The sequence below is a fragment of the Streptomyces venezuelae genome, from assembly GCF_008642315.1.
GTDB classification, from domain to species: domain Bacteria; phylum Actinomycetota; class Actinomycetes; order Streptomycetales; family Streptomycetaceae; genus Streptomyces; species Streptomyces venezuelae_D.
This window is the reverse complement of record NZ_CP029192.1, coordinates 2,492,090-2,509,759: the sequence shown is the minus strand read 5'-3', so window position 1 is coordinate 2,509,759 and position 17,670 is coordinate 2,492,090. Positions and strand designations below refer to the sequence as shown.

Here is a 17,670-nt window from a genome sequence, read left to right as displayed (position 1 = left end):
TGGCATCGCGCCCTGTCCCAGCCTAATCACCAAAACCACGAGCACGGCAGGGCAGTCCACCCCACCAATGCTGTCCATTGCGTCACGCCCCGCGCAGAAGCGGTTCAGAAGCGATCCACGTACATCAATCAGCGCCAGACAAACCCCCCAACACCCGACACTCCACCCCGAATTGCCAAAGGCGCCGCCTGATCAGTCCATCCGCCGAGCGGTACCCAACAATCCGGTCTCGGCGTCCGTGGCCTGCGTCATCACGTACTGCCGGTCCCGATCGGCGCACCACAGGGTCACACCGTCCGCGAGCGTCGGCAGCGACTCGACGTCAGCGCCCGGCAGCCCGAGCAGCCGCCCGATCTGCACCGCTTCGTCCGGCGACACCCGCTGCACGCCCACCAGCCGCGCCTGCCGCACGAGTCGGGGCGCGACGGGACTCAGGTACGGCAACACCGTCAGCACGGACTGCCAGGGCGCGGAGACGACCCGCCCCCGAGGCGGCCGCATCCCGCAGTCCCGCACCACCAGCACGGGACTCCCCGCGGACGCCCCCTGCGGCGGCACCCGCCCCACGTCGTGCACGGCCATCCCGCTCTGCCCGACCCCGAGCGCCTGCACCAACTGAGCCCACGCCCCGGCCCGCCCGGTCTCCACCGCGACCCGAGCTCCGGTAGCGGCGGCCCTGAGCGCCAGGATCTGAGCTGTCCACAGCCCGCCGATGAAGAGGATGTCGTACGGCGTGGGGCGGTTGACGCCGAGTGTCGCGGGCCGGCCCTCCGCGTCCGCGCCGATCACGACGCCGTCGTCACCGATCGGCAGGGCGAGTGTGTCCACCTGGTCGGCCGAGAGTGCGTGCCTCCCATGTCGAGGACCGAGCAGCCCGAAGCCGCCTCGTAGGGCGGATGCGAGCGTACCGCCGACGGCCTCACCCGGGGCGCCCGCGACTGGAAGAGTCCGGCCGGCCATCAGCGAGCACCACCAAGCGGCAGCGTGGCCAGCATTCCGGGCAACTGCTCGCGGTCGAGGCGCACCAGACCCGTACCGGCCTGACGTGCGGCCTGTTCCAAGGACTGCCTCGCAGCCACGAGTTCGGCATCTCCGCGACCGGTCACCCGCAGGTGGCCGCGTACGGCGATGTCCTGCCGTGCGCCACGTCCGAGCGTGAGACTGAAGGTCGTGGTCAGTGCCGGAACGGCAGTGAGCAGGGCCACGAGCTGCGGCAGCGCGGGTCCTCCGGTTCCTCCCAACTGCGGCCAGCGCTTCACCCAGTACGTCGTGTGGCGCCGGTTGTCGCAGCGCCATGCGCGCGGGGTTTCCTCGGTCCTGCGTTCCGGCATCGCGGCCCGGTTGGCCTCAGCCGTCACCAGGGGGTTGGCGCAGGCGGAGGTCGCGATGGCGGAGGCCAACTCCTCCTCGTTGAGGACGGTCACGTGGAACCCGGCTCCTGTGAGTCGACTCGCGAGCTGGTCCGCGGCGCGCACCACGCACTTCTGCGCCCCGGTCAGGCCGCCTCCGCGCGCTGCCACGGCCTCGGGGGACAGTTCTGGGTCGAGCTTGAGGGCGATCCACGTGATCCGTACGGCGGGCGCGCCCGTGAGGGCCTGCAGAGGGGCGTAGTTGGTGACGGCCAGAGACTGCTGGGGCAGGTGCAGTGCCGGCGCGGGCTGGGTGTGCAGCACGATCTGGGCGGACTCGAGCCGGATGCCGTCCACTTCGAGTGCGTCGCGTACCAGGTTCACCGGCAACGGCTGCCGTCCGCGATCGGCGCGCAGTGCCGTCACGTCCGTTTCGACCTGCAGAACCGCCGTCACGAACGTTCCGTCACCGACCATGCCGACCTGGCGACGGTCCCGCCCGTTGAAGGCGTACGTACGGAGAGCGGGGTCGCATTCGACCGCGGGCGCGAAAGCAGGGTCGGTGCCCGGAGGTATCGATCGCTCCCCGGCACTGCGTCGACGGGACCGCAACGCCCGTGCGGTGTGCAGCCATTCATGCAAGGGACGGCCACGTCGACGTACGAGGGCGAACAGCACCAGTACCGCTGCGATCACGGATGCCGAGGTGAGTGCCAGGGGACCGACTGTCCAGGCCGCGACGAGCAGAGCGGCGGCGGTCTGAAGCAGGACGAGCCGCAGAAGACCGAACGAGCCCAACTCCCGTGGAAGCGAACGTGGATGGACAGAGCCCGGCCTGGTTGGACCCGACGCCGTCGGAAGGTCGGTGGCCGTCTGTGAGCGTGCCCGTGTCGGTGTTCGAGTGGCGGACCCCGTATGTCTTCCTGCACGCATGCGCGACGCTGAAGCCACGAGCCCAACCCCCGTAATTCTCCTGAACCACCCTATTTGGCAAGGCGCTTGAACATCGCTGACCTCACCCAACCCGCACGTGCGATTACTCAACAGGCATAGTAGGGCCCGGCCCGACAACGGAGTGCGGGGGGACGACTCGCAACCGCAACGGGGGCAGCACAGCCACTCAGGTCGCTCACGGGGAGAAGCGGACACGCATGGCATCACGGCGGGACGAACTCAACGCCTACATTTTCGCGAAGCGCCGCACGCTGGCCGCGTTCATCCAGCCTTCGCCCTCTGGCTCGGAGGAAGGCGCTCCTCGCCCCCTGCGAGGGGTGGTGCCCGGACTCATCGTCGCGGTGGTCGTCCTGGCGGTCTTCGGTGCGTGGGGGATGTTCCGGCCGGCGGCCAAACCGGGCTGGGACGAGCCCATGAAGCACGTGATCATCGCGAGTGACTCGACGACCCGTTACGTCGTCCTGGAGACCCGGGGCAAGCCACAACTGCATCCGGTCCTCAACATGGCTTCGGCGAAGCTCCTTCTCGACTCCGGTCAGGGCGAGGTCATCAACGTCGACGAGTCCGTACTCGACAAGGGCAAGATCCCGCACGGCGCCACCATCGGCATCCCGTACGCGCCCGACCGTCTGCCCTCGGCGCAGGAGGCCGGCTCCGCCAAGCGCTGGGCAGTCTGTGAGCGACCCGTCGAGGGCGGCAGCAGCATTCAGAAAGCGGCTTTCGTACTCGGAGAACGTGACCGGCACCGGACCGAGGGCCGTGAACGTCTGCGGGGCGGCGAGCTGTTGTACGTCATGGGCCCGGACAAGACACGCTATGTGGTCGACGCCCGGGGCCGGGCATACCGGATCGCGGAGAAGGAGGATCGCGGACTCTTGCTGCGCGTCCTCGTGGGGTCCGGTCGCGAACCGCAGAAGGTGTCCAAACAGTGGCTCGACACTCTGCTCCCCAAGGATGAGATCGTCTTCCCCGAGATCGACGACCGTCCGGGCGCGGACGCGCACGTGCCGGACCTTCAGGACGGTGCGGCGGACAAGGTCGGCATGGTCCTCAAAGCGACCGACGGTGAAGGACCGCGGCACTACGTCGTCCTTCAGGGGCATATCGCCCCGATCTCCGATTTCACCGCGAAACTTCTGCTCAGCAGCCCCGATTTGGTCGGCCTCGGGCAGAACGGACGCGCCCGGCAGCTGAGCGCGGCGGCGTTCCGCCCCGGGACGGAGGAGTTCGGAGCGGAGAACGACTGGCCGCGCCTGGATCCGAGCACCGCCAACGAGGTGTCAGGCGCACGCGGCAGCCGGAATACCGTCTGCAACGTCCTGCGCGACGTCGACGCCGACGACGGCGCGACCACTCTGAGCACATGGGCCGGCACCGACTTCCCAGCCCCGCTTCCCACCGGTTCGTCCAGCGCGTACGTCACACCCGGATCGGGCCAGCTCTACCGCCAGTACCTGGGCTCCGAGACCAAGGCCGGAGGCATCTTTCTGGTCACCGACACGGGTCTGCGGTACGCGATGCAGTCCAACAGCGACAGCGCGACCGATGACGCGGGCATCGGTACCTCCGCGAAGCAGCGCAAGCAGCAACAGCAGGAAGCACAGCAAGCGCAGACTCGCCTCGGATACGGGGACAAGCACATCACGCCCGTCCCCGCGGCGTGGTCCAAGTTTCTGCCTACGGGACCACGACTGTCGACAGCCGCGGCACGCCAGCCGCAGGGCTCCTGAGGCGCGGGGAGTGTGGAAATGACGCACGATTCCGCCGTACGACGCCGCGTCACGATAAGAGCAGCCGGGGCGGTTACAGCCGTGCTGGCCCTCGCGGTGACCACACAGGCTCCGACGGCGGCCGCAGCAGACCCCCCGTCCGGTCAGTGCACGTTTCCGTCCAAGAAATACGAGGGGCGCCCTTGGTCCCTGCAACGCGTACTCCTGGACGAACTGTGGCTGCAGTCGACGGGCAAAGGAGTGCGCGTAGCGGTGATCGACACTGGTGTGGACACCAAGAACCCCCAGCTGAAACCCGCGGTGGACGCGTCCCGTGGCCGTAACTTCCTTCCCGCCAAGGACGAGAAGGGAGAGAAGATCGACCGGGGCAAGGCCAACGGCACAACGGACACGGTCGGTCACGGCACTCGTGTCGCGGGCATCATCGCGGCACGTCCCGCCAAGGGCACCGGCTTCGTGGGCCTCGCCCCGGGCGCGACGATCATCCCGATTGCGCAGAACGACGCGGAGGGCCACGGCACGGCGGCCACACTCGCGAAAGCCGTCGACCACGCGGTCGACGCCGACGCGGACGTCATCAACATCTCCCAGGACACCGCGAATGCGGCGGAGCCGGCCCCGGAACTCAAGCGGGCGGTGGACAGGGCGCTCGGGGAACGACGGGTCGTCGTCGCCTCTGCGGGGAACGACGGCTTGGGCGGCAACATCAAGAAGACCTATCCCGCCTCCTACGAAGGCGTACTCGCGGTGGCGGCCTCGGACCGCAACAACGAACGGGCCGCCTTCTCCCAGTCCGGTGACTTCGTCGACGTGGCGGCCCCAGGAGTCGACATGATTTCCACGGTCCCGGGAGGAGGCCACTGCGCCGACAGCGGCACGAGCTTCGCGGCCCCGTACGTCGCCGGCCTCGCTGCCCTCATCAAATCCAAGCACCCCACGTGGACCCCGCGTCAGATCACGGCCCAGATCCAACAAACAGCGGAACGCTCGGTGCCCGGCCACGACCGCCTGGTGGGGTGGGGGGTGGCAGACCCCGTGCGTGCACTGACGGACGACAGGCATCGGCTCGAGACACCGTCACCACGAGGAGGCGTCACTGTCGGGGAGGCGCCTACCCCTGCGGAGCTGCACCTCGGTGAGACGGCGGAGGAACGAATGGCACGCATTGCCACCTATGTCGTTGTGACCACGGTGATCGTCATCGTGGGGCTGGGTGGAATCGGTGTATCGGTACGGGATGCGCGCCGACGTGGTCGCGGTTGACGACTTCTACTGCGCCTGGCCCCACTTGCGTGTGCACTCTTTGGACGAGGCGACCGACGCGCTATAGGAAGTGATGAACTTCTTCATTTTTTCTTCCGTCGTGGCGTCTGCGGTCCTTACCGACACGTAGATCTTGCCCTTGAGGTCCTTCTGGTTCGGGCAGTCCACAGAGCCAACCGCTCCGGTGGACGAGTAGATGTAATTGTGGTCCGGCGTTGCTCTGTCGAACGGATCGACCCCGATGGCGTCCGTAGCGACGCGCTGCAGAGTGGTTGACGATCCCCACCACTCAACTGCTGCCGAGAATACTGGCTTTGCGTCGATCAGGAGACGGCAGCGCTTGGTGTAAGCGGAAGAAGTTGGGCTCGCGCTGATGGAGCCTCCGTCAGGAAGTACCGGTTCCAACGCGTCCGCGGGAACATCGATGCCACACAATGAGGAGGGCGTGGTATATCCGTCGCCGTCGGATCCCGAGCATCCGGCGATCAGTAGGCCGGCAGCGGAAATAGCGAGGGCGAGATTCATTACGCGTTGTCTGAAGAACATTCCTGCGGCCTCAGCTCTGAATTTCCGTTGTCAAATCGTCTGCCATCGCGCGCCCAGCTGTCGAGGCATCATTGAAGCCATCGGAAGTGCCCTCCCGAATCCACGCCGCTACGTCATCGGTGTGGGTGCCTCCATGTGACTTTGCTGCCTCACTCGCCGCCTTCAGGCTCCAGGCATGATTCTTGTCCTTACTGTCTTCCCAGAGGAGCGCGGAATCTCTCCCCACTCCTTTCAAAGTGTCCGATTCCGAGTCTTTGAAGAGCTGCTCCAGAAGCATGCTGCTGACAGTTCCTGCGACCCCTCCCACGGCTGCGCCAGCCACAGGCGAGGCGGCGAAGCTCATCCCCACACCTACCCCGATACCGGTACCAAGGGCGCCTGACCAGGCATTCTTCTTTTGGCTCACGGCGTTGTCGAAATCTCCACCTTCTGCATTCGCTGGGCCCAGGATGGCTTCCTGCCGCCCGATTGCGACTGTCCCCGAGACCTCAGAAGACCTACGGGCGATTTCTGTTATGGCTTCTCTGGTGGAGTTCGGGTACTTTTGATCCTCTGGCAAGTCGGGGTTCATGTGGTAGTCCATCAGGTTGGCCATGTAGGATTTCTGACCAACCTCCAGGGTGGCGCTACCTTCCGGTGTCTTACCCAAACTGACGAGGAAGCGACTGACGTCTGTGTGTTTCATCTCGGCGACGTCGCCTGCGATGGGGAAGAGCTTGAGGACGCTTCTGTCTTCGGTGGGTGCATCCGTGATGGATCTGTTGATGTCAGGAAGGTACTCCGAGGCGATCTGGGCGATGCTATCGGACATGTACCCGTGATCCGTGAGACTAGCGGGATCCTTTGAGATCGCAGATACGACTGACTCCATCAGCTTTGTCTGCTGTTCGTTGTGGGGCGGCGTGTCTGCCGTCGGAAGCTCACCCGCCGGGTGGCCGGTAGTAGCAGCCTCAAGGGCAAGTGCCAAATTGTTGCGCCCCGTATTGCTTGTTTCCCCTTCGGCGTTGACGTCAATAGGCCAATGTCGTTCCTCGAAGAGATACTGGAAGTTCGACTTTGCCTTCCCGTCGAATGGGTTCTTCTCTTCGTTTGCGGCAACGAAGGGGTCGCTGAAGAATTCGGTCGCGGCGTCCGGACTGTTCGACAGGCTTTTCAGGTATCCGGTCAATGGGTCCCAGCCTGTGTCGCTCTTCGTTCGATTCAAGTGGATATCCGTGCTCGTGCGCTGCCAAGCTCTCCCTTCGCCGTTGGCCGCCCGCTCCTTCTCGGCTGACATCATCCTGGAGCCGTAGTCGCGCAGGAACTGGTCGTCGAAGTCGCCCCAACGCATCAGGTTGCTCATTACCTGGAAACCTGCAGGCCCGCTGTTCCCGATGGGTTTGCTGCCCAGGTCCACCACCTTGCTGGTCCATTCGGTCATGCCGAGTGAGTCGCTCTGGGTAGCCGTGGCCAGCGTAAGGCTGAGATGTTTCTGAAGGTCGTCGAACTGGTCGTGCCGTGCGTTGTTCAACTGAGGGTTCGCATTTGGGTCGTTGATATCGGCCCAGAACTCCAGCGTCCCCTTGGCGCCGAGACTCGTGGCGAACCGTTCGGCGAACAGATCGTTGTCGGCATACTCTTTGAGGCCAGCGTTGAGGCGATCGAACTCCGCAACAGTCAGATCGGATGGGTTCTTCTTTGCCAGCTTGGCGAGCTTGTTCGCTTCCTCCATGGCCGCCACTGCGGTGTCCCTGCTCTTGTACTGAGCATCGGCGAATCCAAACCTGCTGAGGTCTGCGATCGCTTCAAGAGCTTTCGCCGCCGAAGAGTCACTCTTGGTCGCTTTGTTGAGAACCCTTTGAACGTCATCCCGTAGCGTGTCGACTTCAGCTTGACTGTGCTCCGGTACCGATGTGTCTTTAGCGGCACGGTCCGGATGGATGTTCATGGCGACCCGGAATCCGCCTCCGCCAGTCGACGAGACCGTCAAGTTCTTCTTCGCGGCATCCGCGATCAGGCCGACGAGTTCTTCCTGGTGCTTCCGCAGTTCTCCCAGGGTATCCCGCAGAATCCTGCTGATACTCTCGGCTTGGGTGTGCGCATCATCGAACTCACCTGCGGTCTTGTCGATGAACTGGCGGGAGACAGTAGCGTTGTACCCAGCCCAGTCGGCCTTCTTGGCCGCTCCCGTCAGCCCTTTCTCAGCGGCTCCTTTGAGATCATCGAGCCTGCCTACCATCTTCGACCAGTCACTGACAGCCTCATCGAGCAGCTTGAATTCCGCGAAGCGGAGTGCGTCGAGATCCATCAGTCGTCCTTCTTCTTCGGTGGGCCGTAAATGGGGTTGTCTTTTCCGGGCTTACCGACCTGTTCGTCGAAGCCGGCGTCGAGCGCGTCGATACTGCTCATCTGCCGCCGGATGTAATGCTCGTCGTCGGAATGCAACTTCTTGGTTACCTGCATGTGGTTGGCGATGTGTGCGCACGCGTCCCTGAGGGACTTGAGCTGCTCGTCCCAGCGTGTCGATACATGCTGGAGCGCGGAGCCCAGGGCGAAGCCCTGCCCCGTGAGGTCGGCTGCGGCCTTCTCGCTCCCGGAGAGTGCACCCCGCCCTTCTTTCCACAGCCGGTCGTAGAGTTTGAAGGCGTGATCGCCGATCTTCGCCAGATCGGCCTGAGCGACGCGCAGGTCCCCGTAGGAGGCGGGATCAGGTGTGGTACCGCCTCCCATGCCCGGCTCAACCTGGTTCAGTTGCATGTGTGTCGACTGCCGTTCCGCAGTCTGCGACTTCAACTGTTCCCACTCATCCCACGCCACGCGCGAGCCCCTTCCCCGTGTTCGAAGCGCATCTTCGGATGCCAGCTTTGCGCCTCAACCTAGCAACGCACCCAAGTCCAGGCGGCGTTGATCGACGGAGCGCCAACCGGCATGGCCGGAGCGTTGTTGACGCATGTCAGGCATACGGCACTTGGGGCACTTCGGGCGCGGCTCAGGTGGTTTACGCCTGGCTCGTTCTCAACCACGCGTGTAGATGGATGAGTTGGCCGCCACACAGAGTGTGACTAGAGTGACACATGCACGGTAAGTGACCGCCAGCCACACCGCGATCGCGAGAGGGTCGGGCAGGCAGGTAACGGGGAGGGAAGGCCCAGTGCTTTCTGCAGGACGTGCATGGGGGTGCCAGGGTGTCGTCAGGCGCTGATGTCAGACGCGGGCTGGAAGCGTTGAAGACATTCCGGCAGCGCATCAACACGCTTCTCACAGAGTTTGAGGGCTCGGCCGGCGGTTCCGCCAAGGTGGGTGCGCAGAAGGTTTCGCGTGCGTCCTTCAGCGGCGCGGGCAGTGCCTTTCCCGAGGCCGACGGGCTGTACGCGGAGTACGACCAGGTCCACGAGCGGCTGACTTCGCTCTCCAAGATGCTAGGTGACCAGATCGACGCGATGGGGATCGCAGTGCATGGCGCCGACGTCGGCTTCGACAACCTCGAAGAGGACCTGCGTCAGCGCTTCTGGGCCATCCAGACCAGGGTCGGCCGCCAAGAGATGCCGGACGGGCGCGAACGAAGCGGCAAGCCCGACGCGCAGGGCGGCCACGGCAGCGACAAGTCCGACGCAGGGTGGTCCTAGTGGGTTTCGAAGGCCACCGTCTCAACGACATGATCGACCTGGTCGACCAGGCCAGACCGGAGGACATCGAGAGCGCCGGCAAGGCGCTGCAGGGTGCCCGGAACGCGATCGCAGCTGCCGCCCGGGAGCTCGGCGGGCACATCGACCGCGTCGACTGGGAGGGCGAAGCGGGCGAGGCCTTTCGCAAGTGGGGCAAGAATCTGGTCAAGGACACGCACAAGCTGTCTGACTTCGCCGCTGCCGCGAGCTCCCACATGGAGTCGGCAGGGGCGGGGCTGGCGTCGGTGCGTGGCTCCATGCCACCCCGGGACAACCGAGCCGATCCGAAGTCCATGGAGGACATCCCCACCCCGAAGCGAGTCGAGGGGAACGAGGAGTACGACGCGGCCGTCAAGGCAGAGAAACACCGCCAAGAGGCGATCAACCAGATGAACCGGTTGGCGTCCTTCTACCTGGTGTCGCAGGAGGGGATGGCAAGCCAGGAACCGCCAACGTTCTCGGCGATGCCTGACGTGGGTTTGCCGCCCCCTGCGCGACTCTCGCCAGGCGTGGACGAAGGTAGGCAGCAGTCCTTCGTTGGGTCGAGCACGAGTGCCCAACCGCCCAACTCCTTCTCAGGTGGGGCGGACCAGAGCTCGCCCACGGCAGGCGATGCGGAAGCGTCGGGCGAAACCGGTTCGTCGAACGCACCCCCACCGTCGCGCCATGATGCCCTTCCTCCCACGGCTACTTCGGAGCGTCCTGTGGGCACGGAGATCGACAGCGTAGGCACCTTGCCCCCGCAGGACACGAGCCGAGTCCCGGGACCGCAGCCCACGACGACCGGCCCGACGCCGAACGACGGCGGACCGCCGCTGAGCGCGGGCCGCTTCGATCCGACCGCAGACGGCCGGACGGGGCGTACGCCAGGGCCTGGCCGAGACGTGAAGCGCCCCGTGCCGGCTCAGGGACGGACGGGCGCAGCTGGGCCCAAGGGGGTGCACGAAAGCACCGGTCGCGGCAACAGCGCGCCGGTCCAACGCCCAGGCCCTACGGCTCAGGGGCGGACCACCGGTGGGCCACCGCGGTCTGGACAGCCACCCATGGGACGCAGCGTCACAGGCGGCACTCCGAGGCCCATGGCGGCGTCAGGTCGCGACTCCGGCGCTCCGCACAGCACGGGAGCGGGGCATAGCCGGGGAGTCGTGGGAGGACGGCCGGCCTCGAGCTCCTCGCCCGGGGCGAGTGGCTCCGCCGGGGGAAGGGCCCAGGGGCGAATTCCGGGAGGCCGTGGAGGCGTGGTCGGGAGTGAGAAGGGTCCCGCTTCCGCTGCTGCGAGCCGCATGGGCGGATTCTCGGCCGGTGGTGCCGGCCTCGTCCGAGGCCCTTCAGGAGGCGGCCGCCGGAGTGACCCCGGCCGGGGCGAGGGCGACGACGCCAAACGGGCCGATTACGCGGTCGAGGACGAAGGAACGCACCTGCCTGACGTACGGCGACACGTACCACCAGTGATCGACTAGTTGTGAGCGAGGACATGCAGGGCATGGAGTCAGGGTTCGGTGAACGGCATGATGAGCCGCCGCTTGCACGTCGAACTGGGCGAAGAGTTGCCGTCGTTGGCTCCACGATGTGTGCGTTGACCCTGTTGACGTTGCAGTTGGCGCCGTCCGCGAGCAGTGCCGATGTCGAGCCCAAGCAGTGGTACTTGGACGCCATGAGTGCTGAGAAGCTGTGGAAGATCAGCACAGGTGAGGGCATCAAAGTGGCCGTCGTCGATTCCGGCGTAAGGGTCACTCCCTCTCTGAAGGGCCGTGTGCTGCCCGGCAAAGATGTCACCGGTAGGCCGGGCGGCGCCGAGGACGACTACGAGGGGCACGGCACGACCATGGCTGAGCTCATCGCAGGTTCTGGCCGTGGGGGAGGACTGCAGGGTCTGGCTCCGGACGCCGAGATCATTCCCGTTCGCACCACGACGGGCAAAGAGCTGGGCAAGAAGCTGGGCGACACCCCCGCTGCCATCCGGGCCGCAGCCGACAGCGACGCGCGGATCATCAATATGTCCTTTGGCAGCGACTACATGTCCCAGGCCGAAAGGGCTGCGGTGAAGTACGCGGCTTCGAAGGGCAAGTTGTTGTTCGCCGGCGTCGGCAACGATGCGCAGACCAAGAACTTCGTGGGCTATCCAGCGGCTTACCCAGAGGTCGTGGGGGTGTCCGCGGCCGGTCGATCGGGCAAGGTAGCCAAGTTCTCCGAATTCGGAGAGTACGTCGACCTCGCCGCCCCCGGCCTCGACATCCCCCGCTGGTGCGACAAGACCTTCCGCTCCTACTGCGACGAAGGGGGCGGCGGCACCAGCGCCGCCACCGCCATCGCCTCCGCCTCCGCCGCCCTCGTCTGGTCCAAGCACCCCGACTGGACCGCCAACCAGGTCCTCCGTGTCCTGATCGACACGGCGGGGCGCGACTGGCCGAAGGACGAGCCCAGCGACTATCTCGGCTACGGGTTGATCCGACCGGCCCGTAACGTCGTGAAAGGGGAGGGGAAGCCCGGCCCTGCGGACGTCGATCCCATCACCAACAGAAGGACCGACGGTTCCGATTCTGGGGGAGGCGACTCGCCCTCTGGCTCCTCCAAGCCCGCAGAAGTCGGGAAGGAGGCACCCTCGGACGGCGGCGAGAAGACTGCCGCAGAGGTGTCGGGGGACGACGACGGCGACAACCTGCTGTGGCCGGTCCTGGGTGGCCTCGCCGCAGTAGTGGTGATCGGCGGTGCTCTCGCCGCCATGCGTGCCCGACGTCGCGCCTGAACGGACTGAGCACGACCGATCAGCGGGACCATTCGGCACGATCGCGCGGCAGAACCATCCCACCCACCCAACGACAGTTCACGAAGGGAGCCCAGCCGTGGCTGAAGGCCAGAAGTTGAACAGCGAGCAAGTGGCGCTTCTCAAGAAAGAGATCGTGGGCAAGTACGACTCGGTTCAGAAGCAGCTCAAGCGTCTCCAGGGCACGCTCGACATGATGGAAGGCAACTGGCGGGGCATCGGAGCGCATGCCTTCGACAGGAAGCAGACCGAGATCAACGAGCACATGAGGGCGGTCGGAAACATCCTGGTCGACTTCCTCGAAGGCATCAGCGGCAACGAGAAGCTCACCGACGGACTCGAAGACCAGGTCCGGTCGACGATGGACAGTATCGACGTCCAGTACGGCGCACAGCACTCGGCGATCAACAGCTACTGAGTCACGTCGTCCTCGGGGGACGGATTTCCACAACTACTGAAAGACGGGGCAGACATGGCAAACGTGCATCTGGACGAACTCGCCGTCAAGTACGGCGGCCTTGACGCCATCACCACCGAACTCGGCATCCAGGCGAAGCAACTGGAGGCGGACCTCGCGGACATCAAGCGTGCGGTCGCCAAGGTGGCCGAGGGCTGGGAGGGCGAGGCACACACGGCGTACGTCGCCAAGCAGAAGGAATGGGACAAGCACGTCGAGGCCATTCACCGCGCGCTCGTGGACATCGGGCAGAAGGTCGGCCAGGCCGGCGGCGACTACCGGGGAGGCGACTTGAAGGGCGCCAGCTACTTCCGGTGAGCCCGGGCCGGGGCACGGCGTAGACGAGACGGGGTGGACGCGCGCGGGAGGCGTCCACCCCGTCCTACGCACGATCAGTACGCGGCTTCACCTCACTCGGCCGCCGCAACCCCGCCATTGCGCACAGAAGGCTCCAGGTCGAACTCCCCGTCCCGCGCGCCCAGGACGAACGCCCGCCATTCCGCCGCCGTGTACCGCAGCACGGTCTCCGGATCCAGCGACGACCGCATGGCCACGGCGCCCTCCGGCAGGTACGCGATCTCCACCCGCTCCTCGTGCTCCTCGGTGCCCGGCGCGCTGCGCCACTCGATGCCGGAGATGTCGAGGGCGTAGAGCTCCTCCTTCTCGCGTTGCTTGCGAGCCTTTTCCTGCGCCTCGGGGTCGGGTGCGTCGGTCATGGCGGAGGGTCCCTTCACAACGTACGAAAGAGCTGTGGAGCTACCCTACTTGCGGGCTCCGGCCCTGTTCAGAGGTTGGGCAGAACGGCAGCCCATCAGAATTCCCCGTCCACCAGACCCGTCTGCACCATGGGCTTCCCCCGCTTCCGCGACACGAAGATCCCCCGGCCGACCGGCATGGGCCGCGGCCGCACCCCGCCCAGGATGTCGCCCTCGTCCGGATCACCCGCCAGGACCACTCCCTGGGCCCCGAGCTCCTTCACGCGCTGCATGAACGGCTCGTAGGACGCCCGCCCCGCACCTGCCGTCGACCGGGCGATGATGAAGCGCACACCCACGTCACGGGCGAACGGGAGGAGCTCGGTGAGGTTTCCGAGCGGGTTGCCGCTGGACGTGGAGACCAGGTCGTAGTCGTCGACGATCACGTACACCGTCGGGCCCTGCCACCAGCTGCGCTCGCGGAGTTGCCGCGCGGTGACGTCCGCGGGCGGCGTGCGCCGCTGGATCAGATCGGCCAGAGCCGCCATGTGATGGTCCATGGCGTTGGACATCGGGATGTACTCGGCCAAGTGGGAAGCCGGGGCCGCGTCGAGGAGGGAGCGGCGGTTGTCGACCACGAAGAGTTTGCAGACATCGCCGCTGTAGCGCTCCGTCAGCCGCTTGATGAGCAGCCTCAGCAGGTTGGACTTGCCGGACTCGCTCTCCCCGAAGACGAGGAAGAAGGGGTCCTGCTCGAAGTCCACGAAGACCGGTTCGAGGTTGTTCTCGTCGAGGGCGAAGGACAGCCCCCGGTCCGGGAAGACATGGCCCGGGGGCAGCTCGCCCGCCGGCAGCTCGCGCGGCAGCAGACGGACCGCGGGCGCCCCCGGCGCCGTCCAGTGGCGCGCGACTTCCGTGGCCAGGGAAGCCGTGGCCTCGGCGAGATCCGTGTCGGACGACAGTCCGTCGATACGTGGGACGGCAGCCATGAAGTGCTGCTTCCGCGGTGTCTGCCCGCGACCGGGCACTCCGGCGGGGACGTTGGCGGCGACCTTCCGGTCGAACTCGGAGTCCATGGTGTCGCCGAGCCGCAGTTCGAGTCGGTTCATCAGGTGGTCCTTGAGGTTCGCGCGGACCTCCATGGACCGTGACGCGGTGAGGATCAGGTGGATGCCGTACCCGAGGCCCCGCGCGGCGATGTCGAGGACGGCCGGCTCCAGGCCCTCGTAATCGGATCGGAAGTTGCCCCACCCGTCGATGATCAGGAAGACATCGCCCCAGGGCTGGTCGGTCACCGATATATCACCCCTGGCCCTGCGCGCGCGGAAGTCGGCGATGGACGCGATACCCATCGTGCGGAAGTACTCCTCGCGCCGCGACAGCACCCCGTACACCTCGGCGACCGTGCGTCGTACCCGCTCGGGATCGAGACGCGAGGCGACACCGCCGACATGCGGGAGTCCGGCGACGGATGCCATGCCACCGCCGCCGAAATCGAGGCCGTACAACTGGACTTCGTGGGGAGTGTGCGTGAGGCAGAACGCCGCCATCAGCGAGCGCAGCAGGGTTGACTTTCCGGACTGGGGGCCGCCGACGATCTGCATGTGGCCGGCTGCTCCGGAGAAGTCGCACCACAGGGGCTCGCGACGCTGCTCGTACGGCTTGTCCACCAGACCCAGCGGTATGACCAGCCGTCCCGCGCCTTCGTAGCCGGGCTGGGTGAGGCCGCGGCCCTCCACTGCCGTGAGCCCCGTGAGCAGCGCGTCCAGCGGCGGTGGGCTGTCCAGCGGAGGCAGCCACACCTGGTGGGCGGCCGGCCCCTGTGCCTCCAGACGGCGCACGATCACGTCGAGGACGGTGTCGGCGAGAGCGTCGTCCGCGCTGCCCGGGTTCTGACCAGTGGCGGCGCTCGGCTCGGGCACGGTCACGGCCGCGTAGTGCACGGGAACCTCGGCGGCGGTGAACAGCACCGGACGCCGGTCCACGGGACGAGGGCCGCCCGGCGCGGTGGCCTGCCCCGATTCGGGCCGGTACACACCGGATACGTAGGCCGCCTTGAAGCGGACCATTTCGTCCGTGCCGAACTTCAGATAACCGGATCCGGGCACGTTCGGAAGTTGATACGCGTCCGGCACTCCGAGAGCGGCGCGCGACTCGGCCGCGGAGAACGTGCGAAGGCCGACGCGGTACGAGAGGTACGTCTCAAGGCCCCGCAGCCGGCCCTCCTCCAGGCGCTGTGAAGCCAGGAGCAGATGGACGCCGAGTGATCGACCGATGCGGCCGATCTGCACGAACATGTCGATGAAATCCGGCTTCGCGGTGAGCAACTCGCTGAACTCGTCGATGACCAGGACCAGAGACGGGATCGGCTGCAGCGCCGCGCCCGCCGCTCGGGCTTTCTCGTAGTCGTGGATGTTCGCGTGGTTTCCGGCGTCCCGCAGCAGTTCCTGGCGACGGTTGAGCTCGCCGCGGATGGAGTCGCCCATGCGGTCGACGAGGGTGAGGTCGTCCGCCAAGTTGGTGATGACAGCGGCGACATGCGGCATCTGCGCCATGCCCGCGAAGGTCGCACCGCCCTTGAAGTCCGCGAGGACGAAGTTCAGGCTTTCCGAGGAGTGCGTCACGGCGAGGCCCAGCACCAGCGTGCGCAGCAGTTCCGACTTGCCGGAGCCGGTGGCTCCTACGCACAGTCCGTGCGGGCCCATGCCTTCCTGCGCCGCCTCCTTCAGGTCCAGCATCACGGGGCGGCCGTCCTCGCCGACGCCGATGGGGACGCGCAGTCGTTCCGCGAGTGAGCGCGCACGCCATGTCCGCCGCGTGTCGACCGAGTCGGCGTCACCGAGGCTGAGCAGGTCCGTGAACTCCAGGTTGGCCAGCAGGGGTTCGTCGTCGTCGCCTCCGGACGGGACACGGAGCGGGGCGAGCTGCCTGGCCAGTGCCTCGGCTCCCTCGTACGACAGGACATCCGGAGTGCCCTCGTACACGAGGCCGTGGGCCGACTCGATCCGCAGCACTCCTGGATGCACCGCGAGTGACAGCCCGCCACGGCCCTGCGCCAGTTCGCCCGGTATGACCTCCACGACCGTCACGCCCTGCAGGCCCTCCGGCGACGCGAGCGCGGCTGTCGGAGGCGGCGACAGGCCATCGAGTACGACGACGATGTGCGGCTCGTCCGGCAGGGGCGTCCCCTCCGGGTGGAAACGCGGCCGTCCCTGGAGACGGGCGCTCAGCATGGCTTCCAGTTCGATCGGATCACCGGCGATGAGCCGACGGCTGCCCGCCCCGTCCGGGACACCCGGTGTCTGGCTGTGCGGCAACCACTTCGTCCACTCCCAGGCGGGCACGGAAGAGGGGCCCACCCCGACAGCGATCACCAGGTCCTGAGGAGAGTGCAGCGAGGCGAGGGAGGCGGTGAGTGCCCGCGCCGTGCTCCGTGCCGTCTCGGGGTCTCCGCTGACCGTCACGTGGTAGAAGGCGCGCAGGGAGATGGCCATGGGCAGGTCTTCGAGCGTGCTGTGCGCGGCGAGGAAGCGCTGCATCGCGCCCGCGGTCAGCGGCTCCAGTTCGTCCACCGGGGCCGTCTGCGGCGGGACGAGCGGAGTGGCGAGCGATTGTGGTCCGAGCCCGATGCGCACCTGCGCGAAGTCGGCGTCGCCCGTGCGGCGCTCCCAGACCCGGCTGCCCTCGGCGACCAGGGCCCACAGCTGTTCGGGGGAGGGGTGGAGGTAGTACTGCGCGTCGCGCTGTGCCCGCGCCGTCTCGACGGCGGTACGCCGGGTCTGCTTCAGGTATCCGAGGTAGTCGCGGCGCAGGTCCGCCAACTGCCCCTGATTGCCCCGGCGGTAGCGGATCAGCATCGCCACGGACATGGCGACCGTCGACGCCACCATGACCATGCCCATGACCTTCATGAACGGGTGCGCGCTCGGCATGAAGAAGAACACCACGGAACCGCCCATGCCGAGCATCGGCAGCAACTGCATCATCGCGCCCTCCTGCTGCCCACGCGGCAGCTCGGGCGGGGGCTGCAGCACGACCTCGTCGGTGGGGACCGCGGAGGGCAGAGCCCGAGGGGGGCGCTTCACGACGATGTGGCTCACTGAGCACCAATTCCCTTGTAGGGGCGGGCTTTCCGTTCGCCGCCCGGTGGCCGGGCGATGCGATCGCCGTGTGATCCTACTGACACCGGTAGTCACCACTCGGGGATAGGGTGCCCGATGTGCACGTGAGTGACGGCTGATCCAGCCGACCGGGGAGTGGGTCAACTG

The 17,670-nt window shown here is 66.6% G+C and carries 13 protein-coding genes; 6 read left to right on the top strand and 7 right to left on the bottom strand.

What is annotated here, in order from left to right:
- Positions 1-192: 192 nt before the first annotated feature.
- Entirely contained in the window at positions 193-960 is a 768-nt protein-coding gene (locus tag DEJ48_RS10370; RefSeq protein WP_150215869.1) for a hypothetical protein, read from the bottom strand.
- A complete protein-coding gene (gene eccE, locus DEJ48_RS10365) occupies positions 960-2,282 on the bottom strand; it encodes a type VII secretion protein EccE (RefSeq protein ID WP_150215868.1) in 1,323 nt (440 codons plus the stop codon). Before eccE ends, DEJ48_RS10370 begins: the two co-directional genes overlap by 1 nt.
- A 218-nt stretch (positions 2,283-2,500) precedes the next feature.
- On the opposite strand from eccE, the gene eccB reads away from it, so the two are divergent.
- Both eccB and mycP read left to right on the top strand, forming a co-directional pair.
- The gene (gene eccB, locus DEJ48_RS10360) at positions 2,501-4,033 is read left to right on the top strand and encodes a type VII secretion protein EccB (RefSeq protein WP_150215867.1); all 1,533 of its coding nucleotides are present in this window, start codon (positions 2,501-2,503) and stop codon (positions 4,031-4,033) included.
- A gap of 18 nt (positions 4,034-4,051) precedes the next feature.
- The gene (mycP, locus tag DEJ48_RS10355) at positions 4,052-5,296 is read left to right on the top strand and encodes a type VII secretion-associated serine protease mycosin (RefSeq protein WP_150221101.1); all 1,245 of its coding nucleotides are present in this window, start codon (positions 4,052-4,054) and stop codon (positions 5,294-5,296) included.
- A 6-nt stretch (positions 5,297-5,302) separates the two neighbouring features.
- On the opposite strand, the gene DEJ48_RS10350 is transcribed toward mycP, so the two are convergent.
- From DEJ48_RS10350 to DEJ48_RS10340, 3 genes are read right to left on the bottom strand one after another with little or no spacing between them, the layout of a single operon-like run.
- A complete protein-coding gene (locus DEJ48_RS10350) occupies positions 5,303-5,821 on the bottom strand; it encodes a hypothetical protein (RefSeq protein WP_150215866.1) in 519 nt (172 codons plus the stop codon).
- 31 nt (positions 5,822-5,852) lie between these two features.
- Positions 5,853-8,129, bottom strand: a complete 2,277-nt coding sequence (locus DEJ48_RS10345; RefSeq protein ID WP_150215865.1) for a hypothetical protein — start codon at positions 8,127-8,129, stop codon at positions 5,853-5,855.
- Complete coding sequence (locus DEJ48_RS10340; protein ID WP_150215864.1) at positions 8,129-8,638, bottom strand: hypothetical protein; 510 nt, start codon at positions 8,636-8,638, stop codon at positions 8,129-8,131. The genes DEJ48_RS10345 and DEJ48_RS10340 overlap by 1 nt, the downstream gene beginning before the upstream one ends.
- 368 nt (positions 8,639-9,006) lie before the next feature.
- Here DEJ48_RS10340 and DEJ48_RS10335 point away from each other — a divergent pair, with 368 nt between their 5' ends.
- The 4 genes from DEJ48_RS10335 (at position 9,007) to DEJ48_RS10320 (ending at position 13,025) form a co-directional block, all read left to right on the top strand.
- The gene (locus tag DEJ48_RS10335; RefSeq protein WP_150215863.1) at positions 9,007-9,447 is read left to right on the top strand and encodes a hypothetical protein; all 441 of its coding nucleotides are present in this window, start codon (positions 9,007-9,009) and stop codon (positions 9,445-9,447) included.
- Between the two features lie 1,606 nt (positions 9,448-11,053).
- Positions 11,054-12,232 (top strand): S8 family serine peptidase, encoded by a 1,179-nt coding sequence (locus DEJ48_RS10330; protein WP_150221100.1) that lies wholly within the window; start codon positions 11,054-11,056, stop codon positions 12,230-12,232.
- 97 nt (positions 12,233-12,329) lie between these two features.
- On the top strand, positions 12,330-12,668 hold the full coding sequence (locus DEJ48_RS10325) for a WXG100 family type VII secretion target (protein WP_150215862.1): 339 nt from the start codon (positions 12,330-12,332) through the stop codon (positions 12,666-12,668).
- Positions 12,669-12,722: 54 nt separating this feature from the next.
- Positions 12,723-13,025, top strand: coding sequence for a WXG100 family type VII secretion target (locus tag DEJ48_RS10320; RefSeq protein ID WP_150215861.1), 303 nt, complete (start codon positions 12,723-12,725; stop codon positions 13,023-13,025).
- Between the two features lie 92 nt (positions 13,026-13,117).
- Here the strand turns inward: DEJ48_RS10320 and DEJ48_RS10315 are convergent, their stop codons facing one another.
- Together DEJ48_RS10315 and eccCa are read right to left on the bottom strand one after the other, a co-directional pair.
- A complete protein-coding gene (locus DEJ48_RS10315) occupies positions 13,118-13,423 on the bottom strand; it encodes a DUF397 domain-containing protein (protein WP_150215860.1) in 306 nt (101 codons plus the stop codon).
- Between the two features lie 95 nt (positions 13,424-13,518).
- On the bottom strand, positions 13,519-17,502 hold the full coding sequence (gene eccCa / locus DEJ48_RS10310; RefSeq protein ID WP_150215859.1) for a type VII secretion protein EccCa: 3,984 nt from the start codon (positions 17,500-17,502) through the stop codon (positions 13,519-13,521).
- Positions 17,503-17,670: the final 168 nt, after the last annotated feature.

Excerpts from the sequence above, each read along its gene's own strand:
- eccE (WP_150215868.1), bottom strand. The coding sequence starts at position 2,282 with ATGCGTGCAGGAAGACATACGGGGTCCGCCACTCGAACACCGACACGG.
- DEJ48_RS10330 (WP_150221100.1), top strand. The coding sequence starts at position 11,054 with ATGTGTGCGTTGACCCTGTTGACGTTGCAGTTGGCGCCGTCCGCGAGC.
- DEJ48_RS10370 (WP_150215869.1), bottom strand. The coding sequence starts at position 960 with ATGGCCGGCCGGACTCTTCCAGTCGCGGGCGCCCCGGGTGAGGCCGTC.
- eccB (WP_150215867.1), top strand. The coding sequence starts at position 2,501 with ATGGCATCACGGCGGGACGAACTCAACGCCTACATTTTCGCGAAGCGC.
- DEJ48_RS10315 (WP_150215860.1), bottom strand. The coding sequence starts at position 13,423 with ATGACCGACGCACCCGACCCCGAGGCGCAGGAAAAGGCTCGCAAGCAA.
- DEJ48_RS10350 (WP_150215866.1), bottom strand. The coding sequence starts at position 5,821 with ATGAATCTCGCCCTCGCTATTTCCGCTGCCGGCCTACTGATCGCCGGA.
- DEJ48_RS10320 (WP_150215861.1), top strand. The coding sequence starts at position 12,723 with ATGGCAAACGTGCATCTGGACGAACTCGCCGTCAAGTACGGCGGCCTT.
- DEJ48_RS10345 (WP_150215865.1), bottom strand. The coding sequence starts at position 8,129 with ATGGATCTCGACGCACTCCGCTTCGCGGAATTCAAGCTGCTCGATGAG.
- mycP (WP_150221101.1), top strand. The coding sequence starts at position 4,052 with ATGACGCACGATTCCGCCGTACGACGCCGCGTCACGATAAGAGCAGCC.